Annotated in this window: 18 protein-coding genes; 12 read left to right on the top strand and 6 right to left on the bottom strand. The window is 57.8% G+C overall.

The window, feature by feature from the left end; translation table 11 throughout:
* Nucleotides 1-84 precede the first annotated feature (84 nt).
* From EDD52_RS21280 to EDD52_RS21265, 5 genes are all read right to left on the bottom strand, one after another.
* Nucleotides 85-738 (bottom strand): DUF2461 family protein, encoded by a 654-nt coding sequence (locus tag EDD52_RS21280; RefSeq protein WP_132248644.1) that lies wholly within the window; start codon nucleotides 736-738, stop codon nucleotides 85-87.
* 488 nt (nucleotides 739-1,226) lie between these two features.
* On the bottom strand, nucleotides 1,227-1,661 hold the full coding sequence (locus EDD52_RS24320) for a HipA domain-containing protein (RefSeq protein ID WP_341539848.1): 435 nt from the start codon (nucleotides 1,659-1,661) through the stop codon (nucleotides 1,227-1,229).
* Between the two features lie 14 nt (nucleotides 1,662-1,675).
* On the bottom strand, nucleotides 1,676-1,966 hold the full coding sequence (locus tag EDD52_RS24315; RefSeq protein ID WP_132248642.1) for a HipA domain-containing protein: 291 nt from the start codon (nucleotides 1,964-1,966) through the stop codon (nucleotides 1,676-1,678).
* Between the two features lie 3 nt (nucleotides 1,967-1,969).
* On the bottom strand, nucleotides 1,970-2,137 hold the full coding sequence (locus EDD52_RS23780) for a hypothetical protein (RefSeq protein WP_165907627.1): 168 nt from the start codon (nucleotides 2,135-2,137) through the stop codon (nucleotides 1,970-1,972).
* Nucleotides 2,138-2,997: 860 nt separating this feature from the next.
* Entirely contained in the window at nucleotides 2,998-4,581 is a 1,584-nt protein-coding gene (locus EDD52_RS21265) for a DUF3987 domain-containing protein (RefSeq protein WP_165907626.1), read from the bottom strand.
* Nucleotides 4,582-4,902: 321 nt separating this feature from the next.
* On the opposite strand from EDD52_RS21265, the gene EDD52_RS21260 reads away from it, so the two are divergent.
* Nucleotides 4,903-5,187, top strand: coding sequence for a hypothetical protein (locus EDD52_RS21260; RefSeq protein WP_132248640.1), 285 nt, complete (start codon nucleotides 4,903-4,905; stop codon nucleotides 5,185-5,187).
* A 232-nt stretch (nucleotides 5,188-5,419) separates the two neighbouring features.
* Here the strand turns inward: EDD52_RS21260 and EDD52_RS21255 are convergent, their stop codons facing one another.
* The gene (locus EDD52_RS21255; protein WP_132248639.1) at nucleotides 5,420-6,439 is read right to left on the bottom strand and encodes a LacI family DNA-binding transcriptional regulator; all 1,020 of its coding nucleotides are present in this window, start codon (nucleotides 6,437-6,439) and stop codon (nucleotides 5,420-5,422) included.
* 264 nt (nucleotides 6,440-6,703) lie between these two features.
* Between EDD52_RS21255 and EDD52_RS21250 the strand changes: the two genes are divergently transcribed.
* The 11 genes from EDD52_RS21250 (at nucleotide 6,704) to EDD52_RS21200 (ending at nucleotide 19,833) form a co-directional block, all read left to right on the top strand.
* Nucleotides 6,704-7,495 (top strand): ABC transporter permease, encoded by a 792-nt coding sequence (locus tag EDD52_RS21250; RefSeq protein ID WP_132248638.1) that lies wholly within the window; start codon nucleotides 6,704-6,706, stop codon nucleotides 7,493-7,495.
* 5 nt (nucleotides 7,496-7,500) lie between these two features.
* The gene (locus tag EDD52_RS21245; protein ID WP_132248637.1) at nucleotides 7,501-8,295 is read left to right on the top strand and encodes an ABC transporter permease; all 795 of its coding nucleotides are present in this window, start codon (nucleotides 7,501-7,503) and stop codon (nucleotides 8,293-8,295) included.
* 53 nt (nucleotides 8,296-8,348) lie between these two features.
* Entirely contained in the window at nucleotides 8,349-9,146 is a 798-nt protein-coding gene (locus EDD52_RS21240) for an ABC transporter ATP-binding protein (RefSeq protein WP_132248636.1), read from the top strand.
* Nucleotides 9,147-9,191: 45 nt separating this feature from the next.
* Nucleotides 9,192-10,202 (top strand): ABC transporter substrate-binding protein, encoded by a 1,011-nt coding sequence (locus EDD52_RS21235; RefSeq protein WP_132248635.1) that lies wholly within the window; start codon nucleotides 9,192-9,194, stop codon nucleotides 10,200-10,202.
* Nucleotides 10,203-10,232: 30 nt separating this feature from the next.
* The gene (locus EDD52_RS21230; protein ID WP_132248634.1) at nucleotides 10,233-12,497 is read left to right on the top strand and encodes an arylsulfatase; all 2,265 of its coding nucleotides are present in this window, start codon (nucleotides 10,233-10,235) and stop codon (nucleotides 12,495-12,497) included.
* 128 nt (nucleotides 12,498-12,625) lie between these two features.
* Nucleotides 12,626-13,354: an SDR family oxidoreductase gene (locus tag EDD52_RS21225; RefSeq protein ID WP_132248633.1), complete on the top strand. Its 729-nt coding sequence runs from the start codon at nucleotides 12,626-12,628 to the stop codon at nucleotides 13,352-13,354.
* 7 nt (nucleotides 13,355-13,361) lie between these two features.
* Nucleotides 13,362-14,990, top strand: coding sequence for an FGGY-family carbohydrate kinase (locus EDD52_RS21220; protein ID WP_132248632.1), 1,629 nt, complete (start codon nucleotides 13,362-13,364; stop codon nucleotides 14,988-14,990).
* A complete protein-coding gene (locus tag EDD52_RS21215; protein ID WP_132248631.1) occupies nucleotides 14,987-16,546 on the top strand; it encodes an FGGY-family carbohydrate kinase in 1,560 nt (519 codons plus the stop codon). The genes EDD52_RS21220 and EDD52_RS21215 overlap by 4 nt, the downstream gene beginning before the upstream one ends.
* Nucleotides 16,543-17,583, top strand: a complete 1,041-nt coding sequence (locus EDD52_RS21210) for a 2-hydroxyacid dehydrogenase (RefSeq protein ID WP_132248630.1) — start codon at nucleotides 16,543-16,545, stop codon at nucleotides 17,581-17,583. The genes EDD52_RS21215 and EDD52_RS21210 overlap by 4 nt, the downstream gene beginning before the upstream one ends.
* A gap of 9 nt (nucleotides 17,584-17,592) precedes the next feature.
* Entirely contained in the window at nucleotides 17,593-18,252 is a 660-nt protein-coding gene (locus EDD52_RS21205) for a class II aldolase/adducin family protein (RefSeq protein ID WP_132248629.1), read from the top strand.
* A gap of 84 nt (nucleotides 18,253-18,336) precedes the next feature.
* On the top strand, nucleotides 18,337-19,833 hold the full coding sequence (locus EDD52_RS21200; protein WP_132248628.1) for a glycerol-3-phosphate dehydrogenase: 1,497 nt from the start codon (nucleotides 18,337-18,339) through the stop codon (nucleotides 19,831-19,833).
* Nucleotides 19,834-20,203: the final 370 nt, after the last annotated feature.

The raw sequence follows: 20,203 nt of genomic DNA, 5'->3' as shown, positions 1-20,203 counted from the left end.
CTATAGGTCTCGAGACACTTTGCTTTTGGTATGTAAGTGCCATGCGCTTCAATTTCAGTAGAGTTGAACGCAAGGAGGAAAACCTCAATCAAAGTACTGCACCAGTTGTCGTGCCGATCGAAATATCTCAATCAACAGATCGATCACGTCGTCGTCTAACAAAAGAGTGTCCGGGATGTCTTTGCGGCACCCCAACCCGACCATCATGAGATAAGGAACCGCTGGACTCGCTATGTCAAAACCATCGGGCAACGCCGCCAACGCCTTTCGTGTGATAATGCCATCTGCAAATGCCTCCTTGAACTCCGTATCGTTCACGACTTCGGCAAAACCCTGCGGGTCATCGACCAGACGTGCGCGTAGCTTTGCAAGCGCTGCTTTGGTGGGGTGAAAAATTCCAGCCCCTGCGTGACAGTTTCCTGGCTCGATGTGCAGGTAATATCCAACATCTTCGGCGGGATCTCCGGCATTGGCGAACACATCTACATCCGTCCGGTATAGGCCGGGCACGACACGATCGCGTGCCTCCTGAAAGAACTTGGAGTAGCTTTTCTTGGGTTTGATCCGGGCCTCTGCCACGAGTGGATCAAAACGATCCGCATAATCGTGGAGCGTCGTCGCGATGCCTGTAAAATTCCGCATGGCGTCATCACGTTCGACGCGATGGGCGTCCATCCAAGCTTTGCGATTGTTCGTTGCAAGATCGGCAAGGAAGGTAAGTGTTTCTGGATCTACCATGGGCTCGGCTCCTATTTTGCAGCCGCTCAACGATGGGGGGTGCATTACTCTTGTATCCTCGCCGCAACAAAATACCCATGCGCTTGGCGCCAACTGCTTTATATTTTAGCCCGCCGACTGTTCTGTCTAAAACACCCCTTTTCCTCCAATGGGCCGGAACAGCCTAACACATCCCCGTTGAACGACACTTTTTCAATTCTTGATTGGCGAATGACACATGGGGAGAGCGGAAATCCAAGATTTCAAGTTGGTTCTTAGAGTGGTTGAATTTTCAATAAAGTAAGCCCGTTTTGCGTCATGTCGCATCATGGACGAACAGCCGCTTTGGTCGTTCACCGCTTGATTGACCACACCATAGCAGTCTCGTCACCGGCAGATTCCAGCACCTCGACCTTGGATCGCCATCCAGCGGGCCAGACGACAAAGGCTGCGCCCATATGCTAACTTTACCAGTTGTATCGAGAGTTCATCTTCTATTCCCTTATCCGTCAGAAAGAGCGAGCCCAAACAAGGTCCTCGTTCTCCATGACGGTGGCAAGTGCACTGAAATCGCTTGGCATCATGCCAAGTTCGCGCCCGATAGGGCGCCACTCGGCCGCGATGATCCGCGCCATTGCCCCGACCATTTCGCGCGCCTCACTTTCAGAAAGTTCGAAATAGGGCGCGGCGTCGAGCGCGGCCCGGATCGAACACTCTGCCCCGTGGATCTCAGAGATCGGCGTCTGCAACCAGCCGCCCGGGTGAAGCTCGGGATTGATGTCGAAGGCTGGCGAGAGCACCCAACCGCGGACCGCGCGCAGAAATCCGTGGTTCCGCAGGTGATCATCTGTATTGCGCAGCAGGATGGTGAAGACCAATCGACGATACAGCTCGTGGATCTGCGGCAAGGCATCGGCGCAATGCGTGCGCATCGCCATAGCGATCTCCCCGTAGGAACCTACATGATCCAGCCCGCCGCCCAGGAACGTCTGCGCCGAGATGTATAGGGCACGCGTCCGGTATGGTCCGCACCCAGCCTGTCGAAGCGACGCACACGGATCATGGGGAAATGTGGCGCATCGTTGATCACGTGCGCTTCCGCCGCGGTGATCCCGCAGAGCCGCGCCAAACGCAAGGCCATGACTTCGGCTCGGGCCATGGCGTAGGTATCAACCTGCTTCGGCAGCTTGATGATCCAGAGCGCGTTCTCGTCGTCGATGGGGTTCACTATAGGGCGCGCTCCGCCCAGCGATCACACCGCATGGGTCAGGATATCGCCTCCCCCGAGCTCCGCGCGCAGCGCCGTGTAGCTCTCCGGATCGGCCTCGAAGGCCCGTGCCGCCATGATCACATTGTCCATCCGGTGCAGCCGTGGCGCGTCCCAGTTCTCGGCCCCGGTCTCTGGAGCGGCTAAGGCCACGCCATCGCGACCCACCCGGTCGAAATAGCGTAACGCGCCTACCCGCAGGTCGTCATCGGTGCTTACGAGGCAACCGATACCGGCTTCAGATCAAGAACCTGACTGACAAGCGCGAGGGAAGCGCTTCGGCCACTTTGCAAGACTTCGAGGCGGCCGGTGAGATCGACGATCCGCATCAGTTGTTTTGGAGTAAGCGCGACGCCAAGGTAGATCGCTCCATTGCCGATAGCCCACGTGGGATCTATGACGGACTCGGATTTAGGACATAGGTTCCAGGCATGGCAGAACGGCCGCGCGCCCAGTTTGATGTCCCAACCGTAACCTTCACAGTATGGATACCCATGACGAAGGCTCAGTTCCCAAGCGTTTCGAAAGCACTGGCCGCCGGGCATTTTATTTATGTGTTGCGGCAGGTCCCTGCCCTCCCAGCGCCTACCGTTCCTGTCCAGAAACTCTGCGAGAGGCAATGCTCCGAAGGTACCGGCCAAAGTTTGGTCTCATCCGGTCGGGCGAAAAATAAAAATCGACAAACTGGCAGTTTTCAGTTCTGCTGGGTGTGGGCTTGACCGTTGCCCCTCCAGGTGTGAGCGGTCTCTTCTTGTTTATCTCGGCGCACCGAGGTGCATACGAGTGAAGTGGAGTTTTTGGGCTGGGGATGGTCGGTTCCGGGGCTTGAGCGCTTCCAACCCAAGGGGATGGAGGCAATTGGTCCTACGCAATGGCATTGCACGTTGGAACGATTGCTTGAAGATGCATGGGCATCGCTCGAACATCTACCGGTAAGCGTACGATGATTTTCTGAGGAGGATATCGCCGAGGTTGGTGTCTCGCCGGACTTAGACCCCATGCCGAACGAGACCTCAGGATGCACGCCTCCTCTTGTGCTTGTTCAGATCCAGAACATCGCCGCCTGTTGTTTCTGCTGACGATCCAGAGCTGTGATCATCATTGGTCGCACCATCGTGGGCAAAGATTGTTTCATAGCGGTCGCGAATATCCCGAAGGCGCTTTTTGTTGCGCCACTGCTCGCGTTGCCGCTCGGTTTTCAGGACATCCTGGTATCTATCAAAAAGAAGTTCGGATTTTTCATGGCGGGTCGTGAAGGTGTTCTCGAACAGGTCAGGCGGCGTTTCCAGACGGTCCAATGTTTCCAGAATCTGCCTCGTCATTTCGGTACTGAGGGATTTACGTTGCGCACTGCTGAGCCTGCGCTGAACATCACGCGCGGTGACAGAGCCAGACCCATCACCGCGAAGCCTCGAGCGGATTTCGGCGACGCGTTGTACGTGGTCTTTTTCAGCATTCCCGTACTCCCGCATCATGATGAACGCGCTTTCCATATGGAACTCGGCATATTTCGTGGCAATCTCCGCTGTTTCCACACCGATCGGGCGTTTTGATAGCCCGAGCAGAAAGTGGAGGATGACCAGGTAGCTCAGGATTGAGTATCCGATCCGGCGTACAAACGAAGCAGGCACCGCGCCATCCCCCCACCTGTCACGCAAATTGCGCCACCATCCTTCAAGATAGGGCAGCACATCATCCTCAAGGAAATAGCTGTCAAGTGCGCCCTCTTGCGCACACAAAGCTTCCCAGTCGCGTCTCAGCTTTGCCTGCACGGCCGGTATGTGGTCGCCCCGGAAATACAGGAAATGATCGAACATATCGGTGTCTTGGCGGGCAGGGGCGATGACATAATTGAAACGCTGGCAGAAACCATCAAGCATGCTTGCGGCGTCGACATTCAATTTCCATGTCTCTCGGACGCTCATCCCCATGAAAATAAAGTGGGGATCATCGATCGTGAGCTTGTCCTTTTCACCTTTCAGTCGATTACTGATGGGCTTGTTGGAATAGGCATCAAGGATCCAGGGTTTGATCCTCTCGAACTGCTTGGACTTCAGCAAATTTTGAAAAAACTGTCCGACCTCGTCCTGGCACCAGAATGCCCCGTTTTCGTCAGCGAGATCCAGGATCCACTGTGCGTCCGACCCTGGTGCTGGCAACTTGCGGACCGTGACTGCTCCATGGGGCGGGATGAGGATATTTTCGACGGTATCCAAGGCCAGGGTTTTCGAACTCCCCGATGCTGCCAATGAAATTGTCCACAGGATCGGGCGCTTGGCTTTGTGCCCTGAGATGTTCAACGTTGCGCCGCGCTGGGTGAGAAAGGACGACGCCAGAGACATGAGCTGAAACAGGGGCAGGGCGTAGCTTACATCGGACGCATCAAAGAACTTCAAGACACGTTCAATGAAAGAGCCGCGAGGTACCAGCCGCGCTATGTCGAGCGCATCTTGCCGCTCCTTTTGAATCAGCATGGCGATAAGGTTGTCTTTCTCGACCTGGTTCAATGGGCGACGCTTCCCATTTTCGGTCACCGTAATGTTCGAGAAGCAGATGTCCCGCTTCTTGAGCGACTTGTTTTGTTTAGTTTTGGTCATGCCTGCACTCCGGGCTGATTTCGGTGGTGCAGGGGAGGTGTGAGCGTCATGGTATTTTGTGCATCGGGTTTGATAGTGCCGAATTTCTTCGAACCGGCGGCTCTCACCGACAGCCGACATTCTCTGTAAGCTAATGTAGAAATTAGAAAATATGGAATTTTTCGAGCCGACATCCAGCCGACAAAAATATCGCGACGAGCGATCCGCATCGTCGCTTTGCCGTATTCCGGTCAGTCAATGGCGGCACAAGCTCTGGAGGCGCACCACATTCGCTTCACGAAATGCTCGACCGGTTGGCAGTCCTGGCCCGGAAATGTGCTGATGAGAATTCTCCCAATGGTGACAGTTGCACAAGTCGCGAACGATAGCTCAGACTGGCGTGGCGCGTCCGAGCACAAGAGGCGGATCGTTGATTACCTGCAAAAGACATGCCGCGAGGCGCAACTGCCAGAGCCGGAACAGATGGCAGAGCACCTCGCCCTGTTGAGGGAAGGCGCAATTGCCACGGCGCATGTCCGGAACATGCCCGAGGCCGCCATACTGGCACGGGACATGGCTCGCAATGTGATCAATGCTGCACGGCTAAGCACCGTCGAGGGCACGTAGTCGCCACCAACGAGGCCTGATTTAACAGCGTATCGCGTAAATAGGGTTGGTCCGAAACACGAATGCCTTCGCCTGGAATATCGCCGAAATCGGCACGCAGGAGCTAAATTGCGGCTTTTTGCTCGCATTGCATGATCTCAGTCGCGTCACAGTGTGGCTACACGAGTACCTGGGGTGACACTAAACGTGAAGATCCATGGGACGAATTGGGGTTCAGCGATTCAACCTTCGTTCAGTGGTCAAGTGTAGATCTTCGTTTGATCAAAGTACTCTTAAAAATGACGTGCCGAACCTGGGCGTCATCTTTTCCGATTCGAGTGAAGATACGCTCCCAAGCAGCGTCGGCGATGGCGTCGACTGGTTGTGCCACAGTGGTGATCGGGACGCGCCGGGCGGTCATCCAAAGAGAATCGTGGAACCCGGTAAGCATGATGCCCTTTGGTGGCTCGATTCCCCGTGCAGCGAAGGTCGACAAGGCTGCCAGCGTCATGACATTTGTCAGCCCAATGACCGCTTCAGTTTCAGGATGGGCGTCCAGCCATTCCGACAATTTCCCAGCGGCCTTTTCTGCATCGGGGCCTGCGATCAGGGTGTTGACGATGACGTTGCCCGCTTCGCGCGCGCAGTCCTCGACGCCTCGAATACGTTCTTTCTGAGTGAAAATCTTGTCGCTGGTTGCCACCACGAGGATGGACCGGGCGTCAAGATCGACGAGATGTTGGCCCACATCCCGACCGGAAGCGTAATCGTCAGTAGTGACAGTGTCATACTTTGAAAATGCAGGGTTGACTCGGTCGACTGCGACCACCGGCACTTCTGGGTGCTGCTTGGCCAGCATATCGGGAATTGCGTCGATACAGGGAACAAGGATCAATCCGCTGGGGCGCCAGCCCATAAGCGCCCGCAAACGGTCCTGTTCAGTTTTCAGGTCGTCGCGCGAGCAGGACACGATCACCTGATATCCCGCATCCTCAGCCCGGGATTCGATCAGTGAAATAAAGCGGTTGAGGAAGAGATCCTCGAGGTTGGGCACCAGAACCGCAATGATCTTTGTGCGGCGCGTGCGTAACTGCGCCGCCACCCGGTCCATCGTGTAGCCAAGCTTTTCTGCAGCCCGGCGCACCTTCTGCGCAGAAGCCTCGTGCACGGGTTTCTTGCCGGAAAAGACATGCGACACGGTTGCCGTGGATACGCCTGCTTCCCGCGCGACATCTTTGATCGACGGTCTTTTTTTCACCTCTTCAGGTTCCAAGTTGACGCCTCCTCACTAACTTAAACAGTTATACTATTTGGTAGGAAACGGGAAGTCTACGCAAAACATGCGTAGCTGTTTTCTTCTCGAACAGAAAAAGTGGTAGTGTAATTAATCTAATATATTCATTAGTTTAGACTAATTATATGGCGCAGGTTTTCGGGAGTGACTCAAAACCGCCGTTGACAGTTAAACGGTTTAGTTTCAATTTGCCGGAAAGCCCGACGAGTCGGGTTAGGAGGAAGTCGGTAAGGGGAGAGGCCGATGCGGCGAATAGCCAACGGAAACCTGGTGCTGGTAAGTGCCGCAGCCTGCGTCGTCTGGATCGCCGTTTGGGCGTGGATTACGCGAAGCGGCGGCCCAGTGTCATCCCTATTCCTGCCGTCGCCAGGCGACGTTGTCGAGCGGTTTGGGAGGATGTGGGTCAAGCCCTACATCGGCTCCACCTTGCTGGGTCATGTTTTCAGCTCCTTGTCCATCGTACTTGCCGGTTGGGCGCTTGGCGGAATCGTGGGTGTGCCTCTTGGGGTGGCGATGGCTTGGTGGCCGCGTGTGAAGTGGTTGGTCTTTCCGATCTTTCAGTTGATCCGTCCGGTGCCACCGCTGGCATGGATCCCGCTGACCCTCGTGTGGATGGGCATTGGTGAACCTGCCCGAATTTTTGTGGTCTTCATTGCCGCGCTCGTGCCGTGGCTGATGAACTCGATGCAGGCAGTCGGTTCGGTGGATCCACTGCTCATTGACGCGGGTCGGACGTTGGGGGCGAGCGATGGCAAGATCCTGACACGGATCGTGTGTCGTACGGCCTTGCCAACCCTGATAGCCGGGGCTCGGATCGCGCTGGGGAATGCTTGGACGACACTCGTCGCGGCAGAGTTGCTCGCCGCAACTGCGGGACTTGGTTACGTGGCGCTCAATGCTTCGAGGATGTTGGATACCGATGTGCTTGTCGTGGCGATGCTGCTGATCGGCCTGCTGGGCGTCCTGCTCTCACTTCTGATGAAACTGGCCACGCATGTTCTCGCACCGTGGTCGCTTTCGCAGCAGAAAGGATAAGACGCATGGCCGTCAATGCATCCCCCTCACCGATCTTGTCACGCCCACTTGCATATGGTGCGACGTCCCTTGGAATTCTGGCGTTGGCCTGGGTCCTGGCCACCAGCGTCCTGGGCTGGGTCGGCCCCGAAGTCCTGCCGTCGCCTCTCGCGGTGATCGCGCGCTTCGCCAACCTGATCGTGGAGCCTTTTGCCGGTGCGGCTCTCTTTGGTCATGTCTTGGCTTCGCTGGAGCGTTGGTCCTACGGAGTGTTTTTTGCCATTGTACTTGGCGTGCCGTTTGGCATCTTTTTTGCTTGGGTCCCGTGGTTCCGTGCTGTGGTGAACCCGGTCTTCGAAACCCTGCGTTATATCCCGCCATTTGCATGGGTTCCGATTGCGATCCTCTGGTTTGGCGCGTCTACCGCGACACAGGCGATGGTGGTGTTCATCGCGGCCTTTCCAGCTTGCGTCATCAATGCGCAGCTGGGTGTTCAGCATGTGGACAATATCTTGGTGCAAGCTGCCCGCGTCTTTGGCGCTGATCAGCTAAATACGCTGCGCCGGGTCGTGGTCCCAGTGGCCACGCCCAGCATTTTTACCGGAATCCGAATTGCTATCAGCAACGGTTGGATGGCGCTGGTCGGCGCTGAGCTGGTGGTCGGAAAGACTGGCCTCGGCTTCCTGATCGCGCAGGGGCAACAGAATGACTCTGTCTCCACCATCTTTGTTGGGATCATCGCCATTGGTGTGCTGGGTGTCCTGATCGACCTTTGCGTGCAGCGGCTCGAACGTCGCCTGATGCCGTGGCAGCTCCCATGACTGCCCTCCGATCTTTGCCACAGGCCGATCCACGAATTATAAGGAATACCCCCATGCTCGAACCCTCAGCCACCCCGAAGCTGGAACTGCGCAACATCACCAAGTGGTATGGGCCCGAAGGCACCGGTGTGCTGGCGGTCGATGATTGCTCGGTCTCGGTTCAAAAAGGCGAATTCGTTTGTGTTGTCGGTCCATCGGGCTGTGGCAAGTCCACCCTGATGACGGTGGGCGCGGGGCTGGAAGAGGCGACGCATGGCGAAATCCTGATCGATGGCAAACCTGCCGGGAAGCCCGGCCCCCGGCGCAGCGTCGTGTTCCAGAAATTTGCACTGTTTCCGTCCGAGACCGTTGCCCAGAACATCAAATTTGGCCTTCAGATGACAAATGTGCCGCGCGACGAACAGGAGCGCCGGGTGCAACAACAGCTTGAGATCATGGGGCTGACCCAGTTCCGCGACAGCTATCCCAGCCAGTTGTCCGGCGGGATGCAGCAGCGGGTTGCGATTGCCCGGGCGCTGGCGATGCAGCCCGAGATCCTTTTGATGGACGAACCCTTCGGTGCGCTGGATGCCCAGACCCGGACGATCCTTCAGGAAGAGGTTCAGAGGCTCAGCCACCAGATGCATTACACCGTCCTCTTCATCACCCATTCGGTGGAAGAGGCTGTTTACCTAAGCGACCGGGTGATCGTCATGTCGCGCCGTCCGGGCCGTATCAAGAAAGAGATCCAGCTGCCACGCGATGTCGCATGGAAGCGGGGCGATATCGAGCAAGCCGCGGAACATCCCGAATTCATTGAGGCAAGGCGCGAGATCTGGGCGCTCGTGCGTGAAGAGATCATGGCGGCCTGACGGGCATAGTCGCCATCGAAACGACCCAACCGGAGGAGAACGACCATGACACTAACTCTAATCAAACGCCTCGCTGCAGGTGCGGCCCTGGTGGCCCTTGCTGCCGGCGGCGCGTTGGCAGACACCAAGGTGCATCTGAACAGCCAGCCGAACGAGGCCGGATACCCTATGTGGCTGGCCGATCACCTTGGCTATTTCGGCGACAACGGGCTGGAGGTGGAAACCACCTATTTTCCCAATGGCGGCACGGCGCTCGCTTCGGGGGTGTCGGGTGATTGGCAGGCAGGCTGGACAGGCGGGCCCCCGGCGATCTCGGGTTGGGACAAGTTCAAGCTGATTTCCTTTGGCACGATGCAAAAGGAAAGCCGCAACATCAAGCTGATTATGCGCAAGGACGCGATGGAGGGCATGACCCCCGGCGAGGCGCTGGCCAAGGTGCGTATCGGCACGGTACCCAATTCGACTTGGAGCCAGGTTCTGTTTGCCTGCGCCGATCATTTCGGCGTGGCGCATGGCGATCTTGAAATCGTGCCGCTTGATCCACCGGTAACCCGCCAGTCGCTTCGTAATGGCGAGGTCGGAGCAGGCACAACAGCCGCCAGCGCGGATTTCGACATCGTAAATGACAAGGACACGTTCGAAGTGGTGTGCGACGGGGAAGTGGCGGGTACCTCGGTCATTGCGCCCTGGATCATCACGAATAGATTCTGGACCGATGACCCCGAGGCCGCGGCAAAGTTCGTCGACGCCGCGTATCGTGCAAACGAATACATCCGCGCCAATCCGGACAAGGCGGTTGATTTGGCGCTTCAGTATTACGAAGACACGGGCATCGAGGGCGACAAGGAAACTGCCGCCTATGCTTTCAGTCTGAGGGATTTTCAAACTCTCGACGAAGCCATTGCCGACATGGAATCGGGCGCCACGATCGACGCGCTGATTGCGGGAGCCGAGGTTCTGGTCGCGGCGGGCGCCTATGACGAGGTGCCTGACCTCAAATCCATGCAGCCTGTGGCATTAGACGTGCTGATGGCCGCGAAAGCACTGCGAAAATAAGAGCGAAGCTCCAAAAGAAGGACATCAAGAATGAGTATCACGAGCGATACGGTGAATGAGGTTTTCAAGGGCCAGATCGGCCGGACATACAAGGATTCGATCCCCTGGTGGCCGGAGGTGAAGGTTGCAAAGGAAGACAGTCCGAATATCCTCGTGGTCCTTTTTGACGATCTGGGATTTGGCAGTCTGGGATGTTACGGCGGCGACGCCGAAACCCCGAATATTGACCGTCTGGCCCGGGGCGGGCTTCAGTACAACAATTTCCACACGACGGCTCTATGTTCACCCACGCGTGCTTCCCTTTTGACGGGGCGGGATCACCACGCTGTCGGTATGTCGATCATCGCTAATGCTGACAGCGGCTTCCCCAGCAAACGTGGCGCGATCCGGCACAATGCCGGGACGCTGGCAGACATGCTGGCACCTGAGGGATACAATTCCTACGCGGTGGGCAAATGGCACCTTGCTCCTGCTGATCAGCTGTCGGCGGTGGGCCCCTTTGATCACTGGCCGCTGGGGCGGGGGTTCAATAAGTTCTACGGCTTCCTTGAGGCGCTGACCGATCAGTTCCGCCCGTCGCTTGTGCGCGACAATCAACATGTCGAACCGCCCCGCACCCCCGAGGAAGGCTACACGCTGAATGAGGATCTCGCCGACAATGCCTGCAAGTTCCTCACGGATCACGTGTCGCTGGCGCCTAACAAGCCGTTCTTCATGTATTACGCGCTTGGCGCTATGCATTCGCCGCATCAGGCGCCGCAGGAATATCTCGACAAATACAAGGGCCGGTTCGACGAAGGCTGGGACGTGGCGCGTGAGCGACGGCTCAAGCGTCAGATCGAGATGGGCGTTGTTCCTGAAGGCACGAAACTGGTTCCTCGCAACGAGGGTGTGGAACCCTGGAACACCCTGTCCGACGACCAGAAGCGCGTCTATTGCAAGTTCGAAGAGGCTTACGCCGCCTTCCTCGACCATTCCGACAAGGAGTTGGGCCGCGTTTTCGACCATCTTGAAAAGCTGGGCAAGCTGGATAACACGATTATCTTCCTAATGTCCGACAACGGGGCCAGCCAGGAAGGCCAGATCCACGGATCGACCAGCACCACCTTCTACGAAAACATGGATGCGGAGAGCTTTGACTATAACCTCGAACGGATCGACCAGATCGGCACCATGTATGCCAAGAACAATTATCCCATTGGCTGGGCGCAGGTCGAAAACACGCCGCTGCGGCGCTACAAGCAAAACACCCATGCAGGCGGCGTGCAGGATCCGTTGATCGTGCATTGGCCCAAAGGGCTGAAGGACACCGGCGTCCGGAGCCAGTTTCATCACGTCATGGATATCGTGCCGACCGTTCTCGAAGTCATCGACGTCGAAGCACCATCCCAGATCAAGGGCATTCCACAGATGAATATTCATGGCACGAGCATGAAATATTCGTTTGACGATGCCGATGCTCCGACCCGCAAAAACGCGCAGATCTTCGAGATGTTCGGCCACCGTGCGATCTGGCATGACGGCTGGAAAGCGGTTGCCTATCACAAGCGCTATTCCGATTACGAGGACGACCAGTGGGAGCTTTACCACGTGGCCGAGGATTTCTCGGAGAGCACCGATCTTGCGCAAAAGGAGCCTGAGCGCCTGCGCAAACTGGTCGAGCTTTGGTGGGCAGAGGCCGGACGCTACGACGTATTGCCTTTGGATGATCGGGGCTTTGCTGAACGCCGGGCCATGTCACGTCCGCGTCAAGAATCGCCGCGCATCCAGCAGGAGTTTGTCTTCTATCCGGGTATGACAAATGTTCCCGGCGGTGCGGCGCCATTCACCATGGACCGCTCTTATGAATTGGCCGCACGGGTGCGCGTGCCCGAAGGAGGGCAAGGCGTCGTTGCTGCCTGTGGCGGTCTTTGCGGCGGTTACACGCTCTACGTCAAAGATGGCCGCGTCATCCACGAATACAACTATTATCAAAACATGCACCGGGTCGAAGGCGACCTGCCGACGGGCGGTGACTGGATCGACATCCTTTACAAGTTTGACAAGACCGGCATTCGCCGGGGGGAAGGGCGCCTGTTCATCAACGGGCAGGAAGTGGCCAAGACAGCGCTGCCCGAAACCTATCGATACTTTATGGATTGGGAGGGCTTCAGTCTTGGCCGCGACGCGAGTTCGCCCGTGAGCCCGGTCTATGAAGGCAAGCAGGGGTTTGCATTTACAGGCGAGATCGACCGCGTCCGTATCACCTTGGGCGAAGATATCGCCGGGCCTAACGATTACGAGTCCCAAGACTGATTTCTACAGACCCGTGCCGCGCGGTTCTCGCGCGGCAGAGGGGTTGCCACCGCACCGGCAGCTGCCGGTCAGGCCACTTTCGTGCGCCTTCGATGCTTGACCACTGACGTTTCTGACATGAGGCACCAATGGCACATAAACTAAACGGCAAAACCATCGCCATTACGGGCGCAGCCTCCGGCATCGGACTGGAATGCGCGCGGGCCTGCCTGGAATCCGGGGCGCGCGTGGCGCTTGTAGACCGGGCATTGGACCGGCTGACCTCGCTGTGTTCAGAACTGGGCGATGACGCCGTGCCAATCGTCACCGACCTGCTGGATCCCGCGAGCGTCGATCAGATGATGCCGCAGATCCTCAACCGACTGGGTTACCTGGACGTCTTTCACGCGAATGCCGGGGGCTATGTCGGCGGTGACGTTTCAGAGGGCAATCCGAATGAATGGGACCGGGTTCTGAACCTCAACATCAACGCGGCCTTTCGCACCGTCCGGGCCGTCCTGCCGCATATGAAAGAGCGTCAGACCGGCGACATAATCATGACCAGCTCTATTGCCGGTGTGGTTCCGGTAATGTGGGAGCCGATCTACACCGCATCAAAACACGCGGTGCAGGCCTTTACCCACACGGTCCGGCGCCAGATGGCCCCGCACGGAATCCGTGTTGGTGCGGTTTTGCCCGGCCCGGTGGTGACGGCGCTTCTGGACGATTGGCCCAAGGCCAAGATGGACGAGGCCTTGGCGAATGGCAGCCTGATGCAGCCGAAAGAAGTGGCCGATTGCGTGCATTTCATGCTGACGCGACCGCGAAATGTCACGATCCGCGATCTCGTGATCCTGCCCAACAGTGTCGAATTGTGAGTCGGTAGTGGCAAAGGCTCTCCATAAGCAAGCTGTCTTTCTCGGTGTCGATGTCGGCACTGGGAGCGCGCGGGCGGGGCTGTTCGGGCCCGATGGCCGGATTCTGGGCGCCGGCAAACACCAAATCCGGATCTGGCGTGAAGGCGCTATGGCCGAGCAATCCTCGGACGATATTTGGGACGCGGTCTGCGAGGCCGTTCGGGCGGCCTTGGCAGAGGCCGATGTGCCCACCAGGAATGTAGTTGGTATCGGCTTTGACGCGACGTGCTCTTTGGTTGCTTTGTCCGGCGAGGGTGATCCGGTCAGTGTTAGCCCAACGGGCGGTCCCGCTCGCAACATAATCGTCTGGATGGATCAGCGTGCCGTGTCGGAGGCTGCGCGTATCAATGCGATAGGGCATCGGGTGCTTGACTATGTCGGGGGTCGCATTTCGCCTGAGATGCAAACACCGAAATTGCTCTGGCTGAAAGAAAACCTGCCCGCAAACTATGCCGTGACTGGTCAATTCATGGACCTCGCCGATTACCTGACATGGCGGGCCACCGGCGATCTGACCCGATCAAGTTGCACGCTGACCTGCAAATGGACTTATCTCGCGCATGAGCGCACCTTCGATGCCAGTTATTTCGAGGAGATTGGGCTCGGTGATCTTTGCGCCGATGATTTCGCCCGGATCGGGGACAGGGTGGTCCCTCCGGGGAGCGCAGTCGGAAGCGGTCTGACAGAGGACGCGGCCATGGCCCTGGGGCTGGTGCCCGGAATTCCTGTGGCCGCCGGTTTGATCGATGCCCACGCAGGTGGAGTTGGGACGGTCGGGGCAAAAGGTGCGGCGGCTGAGGCACGCATGGCTTATGTCTTCGGCACATCGGCCTGCACGATGACATCGTCGTCCCACAAATCAACCGTTCCCGGTGTCTGGGGGCCGTATTACGGGGCAATGCTGCCCGATCTTTGGCTGATCGAGGGAGGTCAATCCGCAGCAGGCGAAGCAATCGCGCATCTGGTTCGGATGCACCCCCATTACCCCGTCGCCAAAGCTACCGCGCAGGAGAAGGGGCTTTCGGTTACTGACTACTTGCTTGCTGAAGCAGAAAGCCTGATTGACCGCCCCGAAGATGCAGGGCGCCTCGCAGGGCAGGTGATGGTTGTTCCCGACTTCCTCGGCAATCGTGCGCCATTGTCGGACCCGTCTGCACGCGCCATCATTGCAGGGCTTGATCTTAGCTGTGACCTGGCATCGCATATCTCGCTCTACATCGCCGGGCTGACCGGCATCGGATATGGGGTTCGCCAAATCCTCGAGGCGCAAGCCGCCTGCGGCGTGGTGCCGGAAACGGTCGTCGTTAGCGGTGGCGCGGGGGCAAGTGACCTCGTGAAGCAGGTGCTGGCCGACGCGGCAGGTATTCCGATGGCTAAACCGAGGTCGGCAGAGCCGGTGCTTTTGGGCAGCGCGATGCTCGGCGCGGTTGCGTCCGGGTATTTCGACACGCTCGCGACGGCAATGGCTGAAATGTCCAGTCTGGAAAAGGTGTTCGTCCCAGCGTGCGGTGATATCCGCGCGTTGCACGAGCGTCGCTACCGCCGTTTCGCCGCGTTGCAGGAAGCCGGACGAGAACAGCAAGGCGGTACCTCATGAGCAAGGATATTCTGATTGGTCTGGATGCGGGTACCTCAGTGATCAAGGCCGTGGCTTTTGATTTGAACGGTCGACAACTGGGTGTGGCGGGTGTCCGCAATCGGTACCGAAGCACGCCGGAGGGGGCTGCTGTCCAGGACATGGCGCAAACTTGGCAGCTTGCTGCCCAGATGCTGTACCAGTTGTCCGAAACGATCCCGGATCTGGCCAGCCGGGCGCTCGCTATGGGCGTCACGGGCCAGGGGGACGGAACCTGGTTGATCGATGCCGATGGCAAACCGGTGGGTGATGCCATGCTGTGGCTGGATTCGCGCGCTGTCCATGAAGCAAACGACATCACCCGATCCGACAGGCATGACACCATCTATCGCGCAACCGCAACAGGCGTGAACCTTTGTCAGATGCGGGCACAATTGCCTTGGCTGAGGAAGTCCGCTCCTGAAAAGATTGGTGCCGCGGCGCATGCTTTGCATTGCAAGGAATGGTTGTACTACTGTCTGACCGGCGAAGCCGTTGCCGATGTGAGCGAAGCGGTTTTGAACTTCGGTGACATACAAACGCGTACCTACAGCGACGATGTGATCGCTGCGCTCGATCTTGATGGGTTGCGGAGCATGCTGCCACCAATCGTCGATGGTAGCAGGGCCGCACATAAGCTCAGCAATTGCGCGGCTTCAGAGACTGGCTTGCCCGAGGGTTTGCCGATTTGCCTTGGATACATGGATATCGCGACCTCGGGGATTGCCTCGGGTCTCTGCGACCCGAAAAAACGGCCGGGGCTGTCGATCCTTGGATCGACCGGTGTGCATACACGCTTTGCTGCCGATCTCGACGAGATCGTGTTGAACCCGGACAAGACCGGATACACCGTGGCGCTGGCCCAAGGCGCCTTTGCGCAAGTTCAGACAAATATGGCGGCAGCGATCAACATAGACTGGATCGCAGGGATTGCCCGTGACGTTCTGTCAACGGCAGGACAGGCGCGGGCCCAATCCGATATTCTTGCCGGCTTTGACGAATTAGTGGCCAATGCGCGTCCGGGGGCTGCAACCTATCACCCTTATATCGCGACGACCGGCGAGCGCGGACCGTTTTCCGAGCCCTTGGCCCGCGCAAGTCTTACTGGGTTGGACCGCAATATTGGCTGGGCAGAGTTGGTGCGCGGCGTTTACGAAGGCTTGGCCATGGCTGCGCGCGATTGTTACGCGGCCATGGGTGAGATTCCAGCTGAAATCCGGGTTGCGGGCGGGGCGGCTCGGTCACCCCAACTGGTACAAATTCTGGCCTCGGCCCTGAACAGGCCGGTCCGAGCAGTTGCGCAAGAGGAAACCGGCGCGGCGGGTGCGGCCATGATTGCCGCAGTGCAATCGGGGGTCTTTCTTTCGCTGGACGAAGCGAACGACACTTGGGTCACGCCACATCTGTGCGATGCCATCCCGCCCGATGAAGATCTGACCGAACTCTACGACAGAATGTTTCCGGCCTTTCAGGTTGGACGAAAGGCCTTGCAACCAATTTGGCATTGTCAGGCGAAGTCAAAGGAAGAACTCTCATGACGACGGAAATTGCGATCATCGGTGACAGGTTCATGTTGTCGAAGACCTTCGAGGAGCACATCCTCGCTGTGTGCGGCGACAAGGTTTCTGTACGCCGGATGGACTATGAATGGCCCGATGCGCCCCTTGAACAAGGATATGGTGGCTCGCGCATCGAAGGCATTCAGGAATTCCAAGGAGATCCCGAAGAGGTTGTTGCCCACATCGGTGCTGCAAAAATTGCGGTACTGCATCACGCGCCGCTATCCGCGAAAATGATGGAGGTACTGCCCGATCTGAAGCTGGTGGCTGTCAGTCGTGGAGGGCCAATCAACATTGACATGAATGCCGCGCGGGCGAGGGGCATCACTGTGGTAAACACGCCCGGCCGAAATGCCAGCGCAGTGGCGGAGTTTACCATTGGCGGCATCATTGCCGAGTTGCGGAATCTTGCTCGTGGCCACGAGGCTCTGCGTGCTGGCGAGTATCGAACCGATCTCTACCGCGCGGACGTCACGGGGGATGAGCTGTGCGATATGACAGTGGGGGTTATCGGGTATGGCCAGATCGGCAAACGCGTGGTGTCTTTACTGCGCGCCTTCGGATGCCGGATCAAGGTGTCGGACCCCTACGTGCAATTGACTGCCGAAGATCTGCATGCCGGTGTCGAGATGGTGTCATTCGAGAGGCTTCTGAGCGAGGCCGACATCGTGTCGCTGCATCCTCGTGTGACCGAGGAAACAAAGGGCATGATGAACGCCGACGCCTTTGCGGCGATGAAACCGGGCAGCACACTGATCAACACTGCGCGCGGCCCGTTGGTAGATTACGACGCGCTGATTGCGGCGTTACAAAGCGGGCACCTTCGCGGAGCGATGCTCGAGACTTTTCCAATTGAACCCGTCCCCGAAGATTCACCGCTCTTGACCCTGCCAAACGTCACCCTGACTCCCCACATCGCGGGGGCTTCACTCCGTACTGTGCGGGTCGCTGCAAGCAAGGCGGCTGATGAAGTGCGCCGCTGGCTTGACGGCGAACCTCCCCTGAACCCCTGCTGAGAAAGACCCATGAAAGATATTGAAACCACCCTCCGCCAATCACTGATCGATGCCTGCCAAAGCCTTGCGAAATTGGGGCTGACACAGGGGACATCGGGCAACGTGTCCGTCCGCTGCGGCGAGAATATGCTGATATCGCCTTCGGCTACGCCCTACGAAGACCTGACGCCGGAGATGATTGTTGAGATGCCGCTGGACCGCAATGATGGCACATGGGCCGGCCCGCTGAAGCCGTCGACGGAATGGCGTTTTCATCTCGATATGTTGCAGTCGCGTCCTGATATTAATGCGGTCGTCCACGGTCACCCGACCTATTGCACCGCGTTGGCCATTGCCCGCAAAACAATTCCACGCTGCCATTACATGATCGCCGCCTTCGGGGGGGATGATGTGCGCTGCGCTGGCTACGCACGTTTCGGGTCCGAAGAACTCTCCACGCTGGTCAAGGAAGCGATGACGGATCGGACGGCCTGCTTGATGGCCAATCACGGCGCGCTGGCGCTGGGGGAGAATTTGCGCAAGGCGCTTTGGCGCGCGGTTGAACTGGAGGCAATTGCCCAACAATATTACCTGTCACTGGCCATCGGCGGCCCGGTTCTTCTGAGCGAACAGGACATCGCCGAAACGCATGACGCCTTTGGGGGCTATGGGCTACAGGAACAAGAGTAACTTTGGCTCGCAGCTTACCCGGCGGTGGATTTTCGAGGTCTGCGGTCAGGGTTTTCGAGAACATTCGAGACGGGACTTCTTGACATGACCGAAACGCGAAAGGTCGATCTATTCGTGATCGGCGGCGGTATCAATGGCGTGGGTATCGCCCGGGATGCGGCGGGGAGGGGACTGAGCGTCGCGCTTTGCGAAAAGGATGATCTGGCCGAAGGCACTTCCTCGCGATCGGGCAAGTTGGTGCATGGGGGCCTGCGGTATCTTGAGTATTTCGAGTTTTCGTTGGTCCGAAAGGCCTTGATTGAACGCGAAGTTCTATTGCGCAATGCGCCCCATATCATCTGGCCCATGCGCTTCGTCCTGCCACATTCTAAACAGGATCGTCCGGCATGGCTCGTGCGGGTGGGGCTGTTTCTCTATGATCATCTGGGCGGTCGAGAACGGCTGCCCGGCACCCGCACGCTGGACATGCGCAGGGCGCCCGAAGGTCATGCGATCCGGCAAGAGTATCGCAAGGGCTTCGAGTATTCCGACTGCTGGGTTGATGATGCGCGGCTTGTGGTTCTGAACGCTTTGGATGCCGCCGAGCGCGGTGCGACCATCCTGACCCGGACCCCCTGTATCCAGGCGCGGCGCGAGAACGGGAAATGGTGCGTTATCACCCGGAACACTGTCACCGGCGAGGTTCGGGAATTCGAGGCTCGCGTTCTTGTCAACGCGGCAGGGCCGTGGGTCAGTGACGTAATATCAAATGTCGCCGACTCAGATAGCCCGCGCAACGTCCGATTGGTCAAGGGCAGCCATATCATCGTGCCCAAGTTCTGGTTGGGGGAACATGCCTACCTGATACAGAACCACGATAAGCGCGTTATTTTCGTCAACCCCTATGAGGATGACAAGGCCCTGATCGGCACCACGGACATTGCCTACGAAGGTCCGGCCGATCAAGTTCAAGCAGACGAAACCGAGATCACCTATCTGATTGACGCGGTAAACCGGTATTTCAAGGAACAGCTTTCGCGCAATGACGTCCTGGCGGCCTATTCCGGGGTGCGGGCGCTTTTTGACGATGGGAAAGGCAATCCATCTGCGGTGACGCGGGACTATGTCCTTGATCTGGATGAGACGGAAGGCGTGCCGCTGCTCAACATCTTTGGTGGCAAGATCACGACATTCCGCGAATTGGCGACAAGGGCGCTTCACCGTCTGGAAAAAACGTTTCCAGACTTTAAGGCCAGTTGGACGGCCAACGCCCCTTTACCCGGCGGAGATATGGAGGCCGCAGATTTCGAGATGTTCGTCAATCAGGTCAAGGGCGACTTCCCTTGGCTTCCGCGTCCGCTGCTGCTCCACTATGCACGGCTCTATGGTACCCGGATGCGGCGCCTGATCGGCGCGGCAAAATCGGTAGATGACCTGGGTCGGCATTTCGGGGGCGCCCTTTATGAGGCCGAAGCAAATTACCTTCGCCGACACGAGTGGGCACAGACGGCACAGGATGTGTTATGGAGGCGTACAAAGCACCAACTCTCTATGACGGGAGCAGAGCAAACTGAGTTTGCGCGGTGGTTTGAAGGTCAGTAGAAGTGCGATTTTAACCCAACTGGCGTCCGGTGCCAGAGTTTTGGGTCAAAGAGCGGCGTTAGCAATGTAAGGTTCTGGCTCATGTGATTGGGTTGATCCGGCACTCGAATGCCTTCGCCCGCCATGTCGCCGATTTCGGCACACAGGAGCTACATCGCGGCTATGCACTCGCTTTGCATGATGTCAGTCGCGCGACAGTTTGGCTAAACGAGCACCTGGAGTGACACTAAAAGTGACAGATTCATGTTGCACATCCGATCAGATCTGACCCATCACCCAATCACGAAACAACTGCACCCGGGGCAAGTCTATCTTGTCCCAAGGCGTCACGAGATAGTAGCCACCAGGGCTGACGACCCGCACGGGAAAA

This window comes from Primorskyibacter sedentarius, from assembly GCF_004342065.1.
Lineage (GTDB): Bacteria > Pseudomonadota > Alphaproteobacteria > Rhodobacterales > Rhodobacteraceae > Primorskyibacter > Primorskyibacter sedentarius.
Note: the sequence above shows the minus strand (reverse complement) of the source record. Positions and strands in the feature narration are given on the sequence as shown.